Origin of the sequence: Roseivirga spongicola, assembly GCF_034376045.1 — a bacterium.
Taxonomy (GTDB): Bacteria; Bacteroidota; Bacteroidia; order Cytophagales; family Cyclobacteriaceae; genus Roseivirga; species Roseivirga spongicola.
This window is the reverse complement of record NZ_CP139724.1, coordinates 1,523,938-1,540,010: the sequence shown is the minus strand read 5'-3', so window position 1 is coordinate 1,540,010 and position 16,073 is coordinate 1,523,938. Positions and strand designations below refer to the sequence as shown.

Genomic DNA, 16,073 nt, shown 5'->3' with positions numbered 1-16,073 from the left:
GAAAACTTTGGCCGGACTTTATCTGCATATCCCCTTCTGTAAGAAAGCTTGTCATTATTGTGACTTCCATTTTACTCAATCTTTGAAGCAAATTGATGAAATGGTAGACGCCATTTGCAAGGAGCTGACCATGCAAAGCGAGTTTTTAGGAAGAGATTCTGTTTACACTATTTATTTCGGTGGTGGCACGCCTTCTCTACTAGAAGGCCATCATCTTAAAAAGATAATGAAGGTTATTCAGTATGAGTATGACCTTGCCACCAATGTAGAAGTAACCTTAGAAGCAAACCCTGACGATTTAACGCCTGAGAAGCTACAAACCTTTTACCGTCATGGCATTAATCGGCTAAGTATAGGGATTCAGAGCTTTAATGATGAGAACCTAAAATGGATGAACCGGCAACACTCTGGCCAAGAGGCCATAGATGCAATGCATAATGCCAGACAAGCTGGTTTCGAAAACATTAGTATAGATCTAATTTATGCTATTCCGTATGAAGACCATTCTGTGTGGAAGTCTGATTTGAAGCAGGCCATAAGGCTTGGGGCCGAACACATTTCTTCTTATTGCCTAACCATTGAACCGAAAACGGCTTTCGGAAAGTGGGTAGAAAAAGGGCATATGCCAGAAATTGATGAAGACTTTGCAGCAGAGCAGTTCGAAATCTTGTTAGACACCATGAATAAGTATGGCTATGATCAGTACGAGATTTCAAACTTTGCTCAACCTGGTTATGAGTCTAAGCACAATAGCAGCTATTGGAAAGACGAAAAGTACCTAGGCATTGGTCCCTCGGCTCATTCTTATAATGGCAGATTCAGAAAAGCCAATGTAGCGAACAATGCCAAATACCTTAAGGGCGTAAGTGAAAATCAGATACCTTTTGAGGTGATTACCTTAAGCAAAGAAGATCAGGTAAATGAGTACATTCTCACCTCATTAAGAACAAAATGGGGATGCAGCTTAGACTTACTTAAGCAGAAGTACGGGGTAGATTTGTTGATGCAACACAGAGACTATCTGAATAAAATATCTCTTCAAGACTTGATATATGAAGAAGACGAACACTTGATATTAACCAATGCTGGCAAACTTTTAGCCGATAAACTAGCCTCTGATTTATTCATTTATACTGAAGACTAAATTGGGGAGCACCTGATGCGCTGGGTATTTTCTTCTTTCAGGCAATTAATCATTAATTTCCACATTGAGATAAAGCGCATTGGCTAAAGCAGTAATTTTGTATACTAAATCTGAAAAGTAGTGCTATGAGGAAGAACGATAAGAGTAGAAAGGGACAACCTGAAACCTTAGGCAATGCCATTCAGGATATGCTCAAGTCTTTTCGTATAGAAGACAAATTCAACGAGGCCAGCCTGATCAATTCATGGGAAAAAATTATGGGTGCTCCAATAGCCAAGCGTACCACCAAAGTGTACATTCATGATAAAAAGCTATTCGTTCACATATCGTCAGCTCCTTTAAAGCATGAACTCAGCATGTCTCGAGACAAAATTTTAGTACTTATTGCAAGAGAGCTCGGGTCTAGCATAGTAAACGAGGTGGTAATTAAATGAGAAGGGCTACCTTCTAACGAATTAGAACAGCAGCCCTCTCGACTTCAACCTTAACTAATTTTTCTTTATTTCTTGCTGCAATTCGGCCTTAGTGCTTTGTGGCATCTTTACAGTCTTAATCATATTCTGGTCACTCACGAATTTGTTCAATGCTTCTACTATAGCTTCTTTAGTGATAGCTTCAGCCCTCTCATTCCCTTTCATAATTAACTCCATATCTGAGCCCGATTTAATGTAAGTAGCCATCATACTCTGCCAGTAACTATTCTGCTTAATTTGCTCCTCAAAATTCTGCTTTCTAGCATTCACTACCTTGTCTAAATCTTCTTGAGAAAAGTTTCCTTTCTTTAAGTTTTCAAGCTCAGCCATGGCAGCTGCCACCAACTTATCCACGTTCTCCGGTTTACAAGGAAATGAGATATTGAAGGTGAAGTTTTCATTCGGATATTCTGACATTGCGGCACTCGCACCAGCTCCATAAACACCACCCATTTCCTCTCTGAGCGTTTCTATCATTTTATTGGATAAAATGTTAGCTGCTGCATTTAATAAACCATTGTTCTCCATTGAATATTGATAATCACCACTAAATGTTATGTTTACTTGACTTTTATCATCTACACCAATATAGATGTTCTCCTCAATCTGACCTTTGGTTATCGTCAGTCCGACATCTTTATAAGTTTCCTCAACTCCAGTAGATGGCAGGGCCGCTAGGTAGTTCTTTAGGTATTCCTTGAAGGAGTCAATTTCAACATTACCCACAAAAACAAAATTGAAATCGCCAGCATTGGCAAACCGCTCCTTATATATACGGATGGCCTCATTCATGTCTATCTTCTCTAAATTTTCTGGAGAGGGAAACTGAGCCCTTGGATGATTGTCATACATGATTTGTTGGCGCTGAATGGAATATTGAACGTCTGGGCTAGCTGAGAAATTGGCATATTGATTTTTAGTTCTACCCAACCAACTGTTAAATGCGCTTTCATCGACCCGCACATCTGTGAATCTCAGATAAACTTGTTGAAAGAGCGTTTCTAGATCCTTAACGCTAGAAAAACCTGAGATGCCCTCTTCATAGGTACTAATATAAGGTTGAACTGAGGCCGTTTTTCCTGTCATGAATTTACTCAAGTCAATTAGGCTAAACTCTCCAAGCCCCATTTGGGTAACCACTTGTGCAGCGTTTGCAGCAGACCAATACTCATCGTTTGAGTAGAGAGAGGTTCCCCCAAAACTGAAACCCGTCATTCTTACTTCATCGTTTTTAAAATCGGTTGGCTTTATGTAAACATTTACACCATTGCTCAAAGCTAAATGCGTAATGCCAGTTACAGGATCTGTAGATTCGCTAGCAATTTTACCCGGTTTCGGCATCTGAGTCATTAAAGCTGTAGCTATAGACTCCTCGGCATAAGGTTCAATGGTCTCATCATTTTTAACCTTATCTAGCACAGCAATCATTTCATCTGCCGAAGGTATGGCGTCAGCCACATCGGCTTTAGCTCTTACTTCTATGGTGCGGTTATCTTCTCCCCACCATTTCTTAAGCAGGGCATTAACTTCTTGCAAATTGATTGAAGGAATTACCTTTTCGCCCAACGCTTTGGTTTGCTCTGCGCTTAATAGTGGGCCGCCTTGCAGAAAATGGCCTAAATAAGAATTTACCAGAGCCCAAGACTCTCGCTTATCTGCTTCCTTAACGAATCTCTCCAAAGAGTTTGTGAATGAGGCCTTAGCTCTTTCGAGCTCACCTGCAGTAAAACCGTACCTCCTAACTTTTTCATTTTCGCGAACTGCCGCCACAATTCCCTCCATAAACATATCGTCCTTTACATTAATGGAAATAGTGTAATCGTTCTTTCCTTTCCCTAATGCAGAACCATAACCACTGAAACTAAATTGAAACGGTGGGTTTTCTGACTGAACTAGCTCTCTCAACCGCTGATTCATCATTTGAGAGAAAATGCTATTCATTAACTGATCTCTAAAAGACTGTAGATCGTTTTCAACCTCGTTTTTGCCTGGTTGAATAAAATTGATATTAACTGAATTGGAGGTAGCTTCATCGTCTGCTGCCACAGCAACTCTTGTACCCTCAAAATCTGCTGGGCTATAGTAAATACGCTCTCTTGGATTAGTTCTGGCAGGAATTTTACCGAAGTTCTCTTTAACCATTTCTTCCATCTCAGCTAAATCGAAATCTCCTACAGCTATCAAAGCCATCAAATCTGGGCGATACCAATCTCTATAAAACCGCTTAGCAGCATCATATTCAAAGTTTTCAAGTATATCTGCCTCACCTATTGGTAAGCGCTCTGCGTAGCGAGAGCCTGCTAAAGTAATAGGCCAGATTTTTTGCCTCATTCTTTCTGAAGCACCAAGCCTAAGGCGCCACTCTTCCATTACAACACCTCGCTCCTTATCAATCTCCTCATTTTCAAAAGTGGCTTGGTGTGCCCAGTCGCTCAAAACAAGCATGGCATTCTCCACATTTTCGGGCTTATCTGAAGGAATGGGTAGCATATAAACGGTTTCATCAAAGCTGGTATATGCATTTAGATCGCCACCAAACTCAAGCCCCATCTTTTGAAGAAAGTCTACCAGCTCGTTCTTCTCAAAGTTTTTGGTACCGTTAAAGAGCATGTGCTCAGTAAAGTGAGCTAAGCCCAATTGGTCTTCATCTTCTACAATTGAACCCGCTTTAACCGCTAACCTAAACTCTATACGATTTTCAGGCTTAGGATTAGAGCGTAAATAATAAGTGAAACCATTATCGAGCTTGCCAATTTTAACATCAGGGTCAAGCGGAAGCTCTTGAAAGGCGAATGTCTGAAGGGGTAGATATACCCAAGCTACCATCAATAGGGCAGCGAGTTTTTGACTTAAATTTTTCATTGAAACAGTGTTTACTAACTAGTGAGTTAGTTAATATACACTATATTCATTAAACATGAAAAAATTTGACTTTAATTAACAATCAAGAGAAAACTATTCTTTAAAGTCTTCTAGTAGTTTCTTTAAGAACTTTGCCTCGTTGAGATTAGACAAGCGCTGAACAAGCTCAATCCTCTGCGCAACAAAAATGGCAACCGCCAAAAATAGGAATAGTAAGAACTCAGTATTTGCTTCTGCAAAAAAGAGCACATAAAGAATAATGGTAGAAAGCAAGAACAAGAGAAAGCCGTTAGTTTTGATGTAATATGTAAGTTCTCGTTTCTTCTCTTTCGACTTAAACTTATTGCTTAAAACGTCTTCTTTCTTCAAAACCAATCTATAGTATGGAGAAAGTGACTTCCACTTTAACTCATTTATTCTCTCTTCTATCTTCATTTGTGTCTTCATCACTATGCTAATAAAACGCAAACTAACATTACTTGTTATTAACATTCAAGTAATATTTGATTAACATTGAAATAATTGAGTAAACTTTACTTTACTTTATGATAATTTATAAACGATTTCTGCCTAATAAGGATGGTTAATACTCCTATAAAAATTGCCACATCGGCCAAGTTAAAGATTGGCAAAAGGGCAACTTTATCACCGCCTATAAGCGGCAACCAATGCGGTAGATTACCTTCCCATAAGTCTAGGTAAATCATATCTATTACCTGTCCATGGAACCATGGGGTTACACTGCTATAAGGTGCATTGTCTAACCACTGTCCATAGAAAATACTATCTACCAAATTGCCAACAGCTCCTCCAATAATAAGCGCTATGCACCAAGCTAGTGCCTGAGAGTAATTCTTCTTAACCAAAAAAGTTAACATGTAAGCCAGCGCACCTATTGCTAATAGCCTAAAAAGTGTTAGGAATAACTTGCCATAGTCTGAGCCAAAACTCATACCGAAAGCCATTCCTTTATTCAAAATGTAGTGGAGCTTAAACCAGTCGCCCAGCAGAGTGATTTCTCCTGCTGGGCCCATGGCCATATTGAAATGAACAAGCAGTTTAACTGCCTGATCGATAATTACGATGATTAGTGTAAGAAGAAAGAACTTCCGATACCGCAAAATGAGACTATCTTGCCTGAATCTCTACCGCTAAGGTTCTCTCATCAATTTCCACTTCTTGTGGCGCATTCAGGCTATCTGTCAGTTCTAGTGACAAGGCCTGCGTTTCTGTACAAATGTATTCTCTATTGGCTTCAACTGACTTTTCTACAAAGTCATCACCTCTATTAATTCTAATATCAATTTTGTCTTGAACCTCTAGCCCCATGTCTTTTCTCATGTTTTGCACACGATTCACCAAGTCTCTGGCCAAGCCTTCCATTTGAAGCTCATCGGTAAGTGTAATATCTAGGGCAACAGTGGTTTTTCCTTCAGAGGCCACAGACCAACCTGGAATATCCTGACTGCTAATCTCAACATCCTCTAGTACGAGAGAAACCCTTTCTCCATCTAAATCTAGCTCAAACGTACCTTGAGATTCAATAGCAGCAATTTCGTCTTTCCCCCAAGAGTTAATGGCAGCAGCTACAAGCTTCACTTTCGGTCCAAACTTCTGACCAATAGAGCGGAAGTTAGGCTTTACGCTTTTCACAAGAATGCCGCTTTCATCGTCAAGAAACTCAACAGACTTCACGTTAACTTCAGACTTAATCAGCTCTTGAACATGCTCAACATTATGTCTTGTGGCCTTGTCTAGCACAGGGATCATAATTCTGCTCAACGGTTGACGTACTTTCAGCTTTTCTTTCTTTCTCAACGAGTGAGTAAGCGAAGAAATGGTTTGAGCCAACCTCATTTGAGCCTCTAATTCCAAATTAATACAGCCATCGTCTGCAACTGGGAAATCGGTAAGGTGGATAGATTCTTGAGCATCTAATCCACTAACAGCATTCAAATCCTGATACAGCTTCTCCATATAGAAAGGAGCAACCGGTGCGCCTAACTTAGCAATGGTGATTAAGCATGTATAAAGCGTTTGATAAGCAGCTTTTTTATCTTCATTGTACTCGCCCTTCCAGAAACGTTTCCTATTCAAACGAACATACCAGTTACTTAATTCATCAGTAACAAAATCCATGATGGCTCTTGAAGCCCTCGTTGGCTCATAAGCATCATAAGAAGCGTCAACCTCTTTAATTAGAGAGTTCAGTCTAGAAAGAATCCAGCGATCACTCTCAGGTCTCTTATCCAATGCAATTGGAGCATCTTCAAACCTAAAACCATCTAAATTGGCGTATAGCGCGAAGAAGTTATAGGTATTATGAAGTGTACCGAAGAACCTTCTCTGTACTTCACCAACTCCTTCAATATTAAATTTCAGGTTATCCCAAGGGTTAGCGTTGGAAATCATATACCAACGTGTGGCATCTGGCCCATACTGACCTATGGTTTTGAACGGATCTACCGCATTGCCTAATCGCTTAGACATTTTGTTTCCATTCTTGTCTAGCACGAGTCCGTTGGCAATTACATTCTTGAATGCCACATTCTCATGAAGCATCACTGCCAAAGCATGCAGCGTAAAGAACCAACCACGGGTTTGGTCTACTCCTTCAGCAATAAAATCTGCAGGGAAGTTCTTTTCGAAGATATCGCCATTCTTGAATGGGTAGTGCCACTGCGCATACGGCATAGCGCCAGAGTCGAACCAAACGTCAATTAAGTCTGGCTCACGGAACATCTTCTGGCCAGAATCACTGGTCAAGATAATGTCGTCTACGTAAGGCCTGTGCAAATCGAAATCATCTCCAATCTGCTCACTCATAAAGCCAGCGTCTATAGACTTCTGAACTTCCTCTTTCAACTCCGCAATTGAGCCAATACACTTTTGCTCAGATTTATCTTCAGAAACCCAAATTGGTAGCGGAGTTCCCCAGTAACGCGAACGGCTAAGGTTCCAGTCTACTAGGTTTTCTAACCAGTTACCAAATCGGCCTTCACCAGTAGAGGCAGGTTTCCAATTAATGGTTTTATTCAGCTCAACCAGTTTGTCTTTATACTCTGTGGTTTTGATAAACCAAGAATCTAACGGATAGTATAGAATTGGCTTATCTGTTCTCCAACAGTGGGGGTAGCTGTGTTCGTATTTTTCTACCTTGAAAGCCCTGTTCTCTTCCTTCAGCTTGATCGAAATCTGTACGTCAAGCGATTTTTCAGGACGCTCTTCTTCAGAATAGTATTCATTCTTAACGTACATGCCAGCAAAGTCCGTGATCTCATCCACGTATTTACCTTGCTTGTTTACAATCGGCACATCCTTGCCTTCTTCATCCTTTACAAAGATGCCAGGCATGTTATTCTGTACGGAAACACGGTAATCGTCTGCACCGAAAGTGCGAGAGATGTGTACAATTCCGGTACCGTCTTCGGTAGTTACAAAATCCCCTACCACTACAGTAAAAGCAGGTTTAGCCGCCTTCACGTACGGCAACAATTGCTCGTAATCTGTTCCAGCTAGGTCTTTGCCTTTGTATTCTTCTACAATCTCAAACGGAATCAGTTTGTCGCCAGCTTTGTAATCTTCTAGCTTAAGATCTTTCGCCTTTTGATTGAAATATGCGTTTACCCGATCCTTCGCTAATATGACATTAATTGGCTCGAAGGTATACTGGTTGAAGGTTTTCACCTTAACATAGGTAATGCCTGCACCAACAGCCAAACCATTGTTGGCAGCCAAAGTCCAAGGAGTGGTTGTCCAAGCTAGGAAATAGTCGTTTTCGCTACCTTCTTTCTTGAACATGGCCGTGATAGTCGTATCCTTCACGTCCTGATAAGTTCCTGGTTGGTTCAACTCGTGAGAGCTTAAACCAGTACCTGCCGCAGGAGAATACGGCTGAATGGTGTAACCTTTATAGAGAAGGTTCTTATCATAAAGACGCTTCAGTAAGCTCCAAAGCGTTTCAATATAGTCTTTTTCAAAAGTGATGTACGGATTGTCAAGGTCTACCCAGTATCCCATTTTCTCAGTCAGATCATCCCACTGATCTTTGAAACGCATTACCGTTTCTCGACACTTTTGGTTGTATTCTTCTACCGATACCTTTTTACCGATATCGTCTTTTTTAATGCCTAATTCTTTTTCGACCTGAAGCTCTACAGGAAGGCCGTGAGTATCCCAACCGCCTTTTCTCTTAACCTGAAAGCCTTTTTGAGTCTTATATCGACAGAAAATATCTTTCACCGTACGCGCCATAACGTGGTGAATACCGGGAGTTCCGTTGGCAGAAGGAGGCCCTTCAAAGAATGTAAATGAAGGATTTCCCTCCTTTTCACTTACAGATTTCTCGAAGATGTTATTCGCCTTCCAAAACTCAAGTATGTCTTCGCCTACCTTGGCGAATTCCGGCTGCTTATATTCTGTGTACTTCTTCACACCTACTCCTTTTTCAGTTTGAATTATTCTTTGTCCGTTGTTCCTACGAATGGATCGTTCTCTTTGATCAATAAATTCTGTGTGTCTATTTCTTCATCTTCATCCTCTATATAGAACTCGTAGTGCTCAATAAGTGGATGGAAATTCTGATTTCTTTTACCGCTATCGAAAACCATTAGCAATGCTGGGAGCAAAGTAAGGTTGGTAAGCATGGCAAAGAAAAGTGTTAACGAGGTTAAAAGGCCAAGTGCTACGGTTCCTCCAAAATCTGAGAAAACGAAGATTACAAAGCCAAAAAACAGAATTACAGAGGTATAGAGCATGCTAGACCCTGTTTCTTTAATACTATTGCTTATAGCAATAGGCACAAAAAACTTCTTAGCAAAAAGCTCTTGCCTGTATTTAGCCAAAAAGTGGATGGAATCATCTACAGAAATACCAAATGCAATGCTAAAGATGAGTGCCGTACTCGGTTTAAGAGGAATACCAAAGTAGCCCATTATTCCGGCTGTCATAATTAGTGGAATAAAGTTCGGTATAAGCGAAATGATGATCATTCTTACGTTGGCAAATAGAATGGCCATAATTACTGCTATGATGGCAAATGCCAACAGCAAACTAAAACGCAGGTTTTCTATTAAGAACTTATTACCCTTTACAAATAGTAAGGTAGATCCTGTCACTGCTGTTTCTACCTCATCATCGTCAAACACTTTCTTTATCTCTGGCTCAATTACATTATTGATAATAGAGTCCATTTTGATAGACCCCATATCTGCAATTTTTAGAGAAACCCTCATAACTTGCCCCGTACTGTCTACAAAAGAATTGAGGAAGTTGGCATTGTCTCCCTGATTACTCAGATATGACAGAATAACGTTTCTATCGCTAGGGCTTGGCAGGCCATAAAACCGTTCGTTTCCATTATAAAATGCTTGACGAACAGCTTTGGCAAAAGATACTATAGAGATAGGAGAAGATACATTTTCCAGCGGCTCTAATGCTGTTTCTAGCCTATCTACACTTCTTAAATTTCTGGCGTTTAAGGTAGACTTAGGCTTTCCAAAATCAATAATGATCTCTAGCGGCATTACACCACTAAAATTGTCTTCAAAGAAGTACAAATCTTGCTTTAGTGTAGACTTCTCTGGAATATCGTCTACCATGTAAGCCACAGAGTACAGTTTGGTAACCCCAATTATAGCTACAGTAATGATAACCGCAGTTGCCGCAAAAACTCTGTATCGATGTCGGTGCACCAACAGGTCTAGCAGCATTAAGAACTTCCCTACAATCTTGAACTCTAAATGTTTGAGCTGACTACCTTTTGGAGGAGGTAAATAGCTGAGTATACCAGGAATTAAGATAATGCTTACTATAAAAGTAGCCAGTATGTTAATACCTGCTACCATACCAAACTCCTTCAGTATCTTAATATCTGTTGTAAGCAATACAAGAAAACCAATGGCCGTGGTAAAGTTGGTAATAAAGGTTACCAAGCCAATTTTTCGAACCGTTCGGCTGAGGGCTTTTACTTTGTTGTTGTGTTTAACAAACTCTTGGTGGTACTTATTAATAAGGTATACCGCATTCGGAATTCCTATTACCACTATGATTGAAGGTATAAGGCCTGTGAGCACATTGATTTTATAGTTGAAGATGCCTACAAAACCCATCACCCATACCACAACCACACTAATTACTATCAGTGGCACTACTACAGAAACCCAAGACCTGAAGAACAGGAATAAAATGAGTGCAGTAATGGCTAGAGACAATACAATGAAAAGCCTTAGCTCATTACTAGTTTTGGCTTGCATTACCGTTCTCACGAATGGCATTCCGGAATAATGCAGCTCAATTCCTGTTTCGGCAGTAAATTGCTCTCCCATTTCCTGAATATCTGCCACCAAATAATTTCGGTTTACAGAGTTTAGCACTTCACGCTCCATATTAATTAGGATAAGCGTTGCACCATTTTCAGGATTGAGTAACTGACCAGTATAAAACTTGAGAGATAGTGCCTTATCTAACAGCGAGTCTAGTTCATTCTGACTCTCTGGATAATTTGGCATTAAAGGCTCTAGATCAAAGCTTCTATTTTCTGTGTTTTTAACTACGTTCTGCAGACTAGCTAAAGAGATTACATTAGTAACGCCTTCTGATTCAGCGATTTTCTCTCCCAGCCTTTTGTAGGCATTAAAGTTTTCTAGCTCATACAATGAACTATCCTTAGTACCTAGCACTAAGATGTTTCCATCTTCACCGAATTTCTCCTTAAATTCTTGAAAATAGATATAGGTTTCATCTGTATCCGGAACAGCAGTGTTGAAATTAAAGGCGAGCTGAATATCTCTTGCCATAAAGCCCATAAAGGCTGTAACTAGGGCTACAGAGACAATCAGTATGAACCTGTATTTCAGAACAATATGAGGAAGTTTAGACCACATTTTTAAACAAGACCACAAAGGTAGTATTTTCCCTTTGGAAACATATTTAGAAACAGGGTTATTCGAGCAGTTCTAACTAGGCTCTGCCTGGTAGAGAAATTCCTGTAATCTTGCGGTATAAGTTCATGGCGCTAGAATCAGTGAGGCCAGAAATAAAATCTAGTAAAGACCTAATCTTCTGGTAAAGGTCTTCGGTAGTTCCTATTTCGGTTTTCACATCTTCTGGTAGCAAACGATAATTGATTTTATCATGACGGCTGGGCTGCTCACTAATTACCGATGGCACAAAGGCTTTGAGCAAACCATCTATAACCGTAAAGCCAGCTGCCTCAATTTCCAGAACCGTTCTGCACCTGTAGATTTTTTCAACCGAAACTTTTTTAATCTCTTCTAGATAGTCTTTTGCACTAATTACATCGGTTAAAGAATAATCAAAGTCGCCCTCTAAAATTCCCGATTCATTATCTAAGAAGAGCGCTACACTTTGCTCTATTAGCTCATTAATTGCCAAAGCCCTCAGAATAGAAATCTGCTCATTCTTACTCTTTATATTATTAAGCTTCTTTTTATCGAATCGGTCACCTATTACTCCGGCATATAATTCTACAGTATCATCATGCGCCACTAGGCCAAGGTTGCAGCCATCTTCCAAATCTATAACGTGATAACAAATATCGTCTGCCGCCTCTACCAAGAATGCTAATGGATGCCTTACCCATTGGTGATTAGATAATGCTTTTAGGTTAAGGGTCGAAGCCATCTGAGAGAACACCTCTTGTTCTGAAGCATAGAATCCGTACTTCTTTTGGCTTCTTCTAGGCTTGAATGAATCTGCTACCTTAGAAGGTCTCGGATATTTAGTAAAAGCAGCTAAAGTAGGCTCAGTTAACCTTAATCCTTGATAGCCCGACTTATTCAGTAACCTATAACCTTGAGCATTGCCTTCAAACTTCACAAGATCGTTCCATTGCTGTTCCGTGAAGCGGCTTTCTAATAAAGAGCTATTGGTAATAAAATACTCCGATATGGCCTCTTCTCCTGAATGGCCAAAAGCTGGGTTGCCTATATCATGAGCTAAAGAAGCAGAAGCTACTATCACACCGAAATCATGCGCATTCAGATGGTTCTTAAGCCCTGCCGATCTTTCTAACACTTGCTCTCCAACCAAGCGACCTAAAGATCGGCCTACACTGCTTACCTCCAAACTATGCGTCAAACGATTGTGGACAAAATCCTGTTCTGGCAAAGGATGTACCTGAGTTTTATCTTGTAGCTTTCTGAAAGGATGAGAGAAAATTATTCTGTCATAATCACGATCAAAAGAGGTTCTGGCTTTACCAGCAGTTTGATTCTTCGATACGTTCAGTAAGTCTGGCCAATTCATGTAGGCAAATATGGCTTCTTCTTTTTAATGCTCGTCAAAAAATCAGTAAACGAGACATTCATTCTGTTCAAAACCGTGCAAACACATACTTTACTGCAATCCTTTGCAAAAACTGGGGTGTTTTTTAACCTAAATTTTACCCTAATACAGAAAAGACCGACAAGCAGAGCAAAACTATTGATAAAACCACCACAGGTAAGTTATTGAAGCCACAGCAGATATAAAGCATATGTTAAATTTTGCAAACGTTTGCGTTAATTTTAACTTTAGTAGTCTAGATAATGCGCTTAAGGAATTGTACTTTAAGCATTCGATTGCACTTTTTAGGCCACTCGATGGCCAAATCAAGTAAACTTAAAAATGATTGTATGAAAAAGTTTTTACTACTCCTTCTCGTTCTGTCAGTAGGTTTCCAAGGGGCGCTGATGGCACAAACGAGGACAGTTACCGGTAAGGTAACAGGGGCGGATGACGGTATCGGAATCCCCCGAGCGAACATTACAGTAAAGGGTACCACGCGCGGTGTACCTAGTGACTTAGATGGTAACTTTACCATTGAAGTAGCTGCAAATGAAACCCTAGTTTTCTCCTTTGTAGGATACATCTCAAAAGAGGTACTAGTGGGAAATCAAACTACCATAAACGTTGCACTTGAGCCAGACTATGCTGAGCTAGAAGAAGTAGTTGTGGTAGGTTACGGATCTCAAGAGAAAAAAGAGATTACAAGTTCTGTGGTAGCCCTAGATGCCAAGGAGTTTAACAAGGGTAATGTAAACGACCCAGCCCAACTACTCCAAGGTAAAGTTCCAGGCCTAAGTATCTATAATAAAGGAAGTGACCCTAACAGCGGAGCAACTATCCGTTTGAGAGGTATCTCTACAGTAGGTGCCAACGTACAACCACTAGTTGTTATTGATGGTGTTATTGGTGCTTCTTTAGATAACGTTGACCCTAATGACATTGAGTCTGTTAACGTATTGAAAGATGGATCTGCCGCTGCAATCTACGGTTCTCGTGGATCTGCCGGTGTTATTCTTGTAACTACTAAATCTGGAGAAAGAGGCGGTAAAGGCCTTTCTGCTTCATATAATGGTTACGCTGCCGTAGACGATGTGTTCAGATTTCAATCTGTAATGACTCCTGATGAGTACATTGCTGCTGGTGGTAACGATCTAGGCTCAAGAACTATTTGGCAAGAAGAAGTAACCAGAACTGCTGTATCTCACGTGCACAACATCGCTATCTCAGGTGGCTCAGAGAACACTACATTCAGACTTTCTACTAACTTCAGAAATATTCAAGGTGTATTGAAAAAGTCTGGTTTCGACCAAATTAATGCTCGTGCTAATGTTGATCATTATGCCCTTAATGACAAGCTTAACATCAAGTTCAACTTGTCTATGACCAACAGAGAGCAAGACTTCTCCTTTAATGAAGCGCTACGTTATGCGGCCTTATTTAACCCAACCGCTCCTATTTATACAGATGCTTCTCAATCTGAGTTCTTCCAAGCTATCTTGTTCGACAACTTCAACCCTGTTGCTATTATCGAGCAAAACACCAACATCGGTCAAAGAAAGAACTTGAACTTCAATACTCAAGTGAGCTATGATCTTACAGATAACTTAACGTGGTCTGCTAATTACGCTCAGCAGTACTCTACCTCTACCAATGGTGCTTTCTACCCTTCAAACTCACTATTTAGAGGTTTCAACAGAATTGGTTTAGCTAACAGAAGAACAGACGAGAGCAAATTCACTCTTTTCGAAACTTACGGTACGTTTGTTAAAGATTTTGACAACTCAAGCCTTACAGTTTCTGCTGGTTACTCTTTCCAAGAAGAGCAATTCACAGGATTTGGTTTAGAAGCGGGTAACTTCCCTTCTGATGATATTGGATTTAACATTATCAGCGCATCTGGTAACATTGTTGGTGACCTAGCCAATGCTAGCATTTTCAGCTATGAGTCTCCAGAGAACAGAATTCTTGCCTTCTTCGGTAGAGTAAACTTCAACTTAAATAATGGCATATTCTTCAATGCTTCTGTTAGAAGAGAAGGATCTACCAAGCTTGGTGCCGATAACCAATGGGGTACTTTCCCTGCTGTGGGTGTAGGTGCAGACTTATTGCAATATGTAGACCTAGCTGCTTTCAGCCAACTAAAGATTAGAGCTGGATACGGTGTTACAGGTTCACTTCCAGGACCTTCTGGTCTTGCTCAAGACTTATACTCTTACGCTACTACAGGTGGTGGAACAGTAAGTTTTGTTAGAGCTGGAAATCCTGACCTTAAGTGGGAAGAAAAAGCGGAAATCAACCTTGGTTTAGACTTCGGCCTTTTGGGTGGCAAGCTAAACGGTAGCTTAGATGTATATACCAGAGATATTAATGACTTCATTCTAGAGAGAACTGTAGACCCTGCTGTTTACGGAACTAACCTTAGATATGAAAATGCTGGTAAGTTGAATACAAAAGGTATTGAGCTAGCTCTAAACCATACAGGATTTGGTTCAGGCGGTTTCAACTGGTCTCCAGGTATTGTGCTTTCTTCTTACAAAACCACTCTTGAAGAGTTTGTGATTGACGAAAACATGATTGCTAACCTTGGAGCTCCTGGCCAAAACGAAACTAACCTAGTTAGAATTGCAGTTGGCGAGCAGATTGGTCAAATCTGGGGACCTGTATTCTCAGGAAATGTAGATGCAGAAGGAAGACCAATTATGGTAGACCTTAACGATGACGGTCAACTTCTTACAGAGCAAGGTAGTGCTCTTGCTGCAGATGGTGACTTCCAAGAAATTGGTAATGGTATTCCTGATGTAGAACTTGGATGGACTAACCAGTTAACTTATGGCAATTGGGATATGAACTTGTTCTTTAGAGCAGCATTCGGTCACAGCCTTGTAAATACTTTTAGAGCATTCTATGAGCCAATTGATCCGGGAGCAATTAACTCTTACAACAGAACTAAGACAGATCTTCAAATTGAAGACTTAACTGTAGCTCAATTCAGTTCATTGTATGTAGAAAAAGCTGACTTCTTCAGACTAGATAATGCTACTGTAGGTTACAATTTCGATATGGCTAATAACGATATGTTCAGCAACTTGAGACTTTACTTGAGTGTTCAAAACGCATTCGTTATCACTAATTACACAGGTGTAGATCCTGATCCAGTACTACAAGATAGAGGTGCTGTAGACAATGGTGGTGCTCCTGGCAATCCAAATGTATTGGCACCTGGTATTGACAGAAGATATAACTACTTCACGTCAAGAACATTCACATTCGGCCTAAACATTGGTTTCTAATCACTGAAAACGAAG

9 protein-coding genes are annotated in these 16,073 nt (G+C 40.3%); 3 read left to right on the top strand and 6 right to left on the bottom strand.

What is annotated here, in order from left to right; genetic code table 11:
* The first annotated feature begins 7 nt into the window (after positions 1-7).
* Both hemW and T7867_RS06840 read left to right on the top strand, forming a co-directional pair.
* Positions 8-1,144 carry a radical SAM family heme chaperone HemW gene (gene hemW / locus T7867_RS06845; RefSeq protein WP_322299995.1) on the top strand — a complete coding sequence of 379 codons (1,137 nt, stop codon included), beginning with the start codon at positions 8-10 and terminating at the stop codon, positions 1,142-1,144.
* 125 nt (positions 1,145-1,269) lie between these two features.
* Positions 1,270-1,578: a DUF721 domain-containing protein gene (locus T7867_RS06840; protein WP_068217152.1), complete on the top strand. Its 309-nt coding sequence runs from the start codon at positions 1,270-1,272 to the stop codon at positions 1,576-1,578.
* Positions 1,579-1,632: 54 nt separating this feature from the next.
* Here T7867_RS06840 and T7867_RS06835 read toward each other — a convergent pair whose 3' ends face one another.
* The 6 genes from T7867_RS06835 to dgt all read right to left on the bottom strand — a co-directional run bounded on the left by T7867_RS06835 (position 1,633) and on the right by dgt (position 12,747).
* Positions 1,633-4,479: a M16 family metallopeptidase gene (locus T7867_RS06835; protein ID WP_322299994.1), complete on the bottom strand. Its 2,847-nt coding sequence runs from the start codon at positions 4,477-4,479 to the stop codon at positions 1,633-1,635.
* Between the two features lie 93 nt (positions 4,480-4,572).
* Entirely contained in the window at positions 4,573-4,971 is a 399-nt protein-coding gene (locus T7867_RS06830; protein WP_157717529.1) for a hypothetical protein, read from the bottom strand.
* A gap of 41 nt (positions 4,972-5,012) precedes the next feature.
* Positions 5,013-5,600: a lipoprotein signal peptidase gene (locus tag T7867_RS06825; RefSeq protein WP_322299993.1), complete on the bottom strand. Its 588-nt coding sequence runs from the start codon at positions 5,598-5,600 to the stop codon at positions 5,013-5,015.
* A gap of 7 nt (positions 5,601-5,607) precedes the next feature.
* A complete protein-coding gene (ileS, locus tag T7867_RS06820; protein ID WP_322299992.1) occupies positions 5,608-8,913 on the bottom strand; it encodes an isoleucine--tRNA ligase in 3,306 nt (1,101 codons plus the stop codon).
* A 23-nt stretch (positions 8,914-8,936) separates the two neighbouring features.
* Complete coding sequence (locus T7867_RS06815; protein WP_322299991.1) at positions 8,937-11,363, bottom strand: efflux RND transporter permease subunit; 2,427 nt, start codon at positions 11,361-11,363, stop codon at positions 8,937-8,939.
* 76 nt (positions 11,364-11,439) lie between these two features.
* A complete protein-coding gene (gene dgt, locus T7867_RS06810; RefSeq protein ID WP_068217144.1) occupies positions 11,440-12,747 on the bottom strand; it encodes a dGTP triphosphohydrolase in 1,308 nt (435 codons plus the stop codon).
* Between the two features lie 368 nt (positions 12,748-13,115).
* Here dgt and T7867_RS06805 point away from each other — a divergent pair, with 368 nt between their 5' ends.
* A complete protein-coding gene (locus T7867_RS06805) occupies positions 13,116-16,058 on the top strand; it encodes a SusC/RagA family TonB-linked outer membrane protein (RefSeq protein WP_068218477.1) in 2,943 nt (980 codons plus the stop codon).
* The last annotated feature ends 15 nt before the right edge of the window (positions 16,059-16,073 follow it).

Excerpts from the sequence above, each read along its gene's own strand:
- T7867_RS06840 (WP_068217152.1), top strand. The coding sequence starts at position 1,270 with ATGAGGAAGAACGATAAGAGTAGAAAGGGACAACCTGAAACCTTAGGC.
- T7867_RS06835 (WP_322299994.1), bottom strand. The coding sequence starts at position 4,479 with ATGAAAAATTTAAGTCAAAAACTCGCTGCCCTATTGATGGTAGCTTGG.
- T7867_RS06830 (WP_157717529.1), bottom strand. The coding sequence starts at position 4,971 with ATGTTAATAACAAGTAATGTTAGTTTGCGTTTTATTAGCATAGTGATG.
- T7867_RS06815 (WP_322299991.1), bottom strand. The coding sequence starts at position 11,363 with ATGTGGTCTAAACTTCCTCATATTGTTCTGAAATACAGGTTCATACTG.
- dgt (WP_068217144.1), bottom strand. The coding sequence starts at position 12,747 with ATGAATTGGCCAGACTTACTGAACGTATCGAAGAATCAAACTGCTGGT.
- T7867_RS06805 (WP_068218477.1), top strand. The coding sequence starts at position 13,116 with ATGAAAAAGTTTTTACTACTCCTTCTCGTTCTGTCAGTAGGTTTCCAA.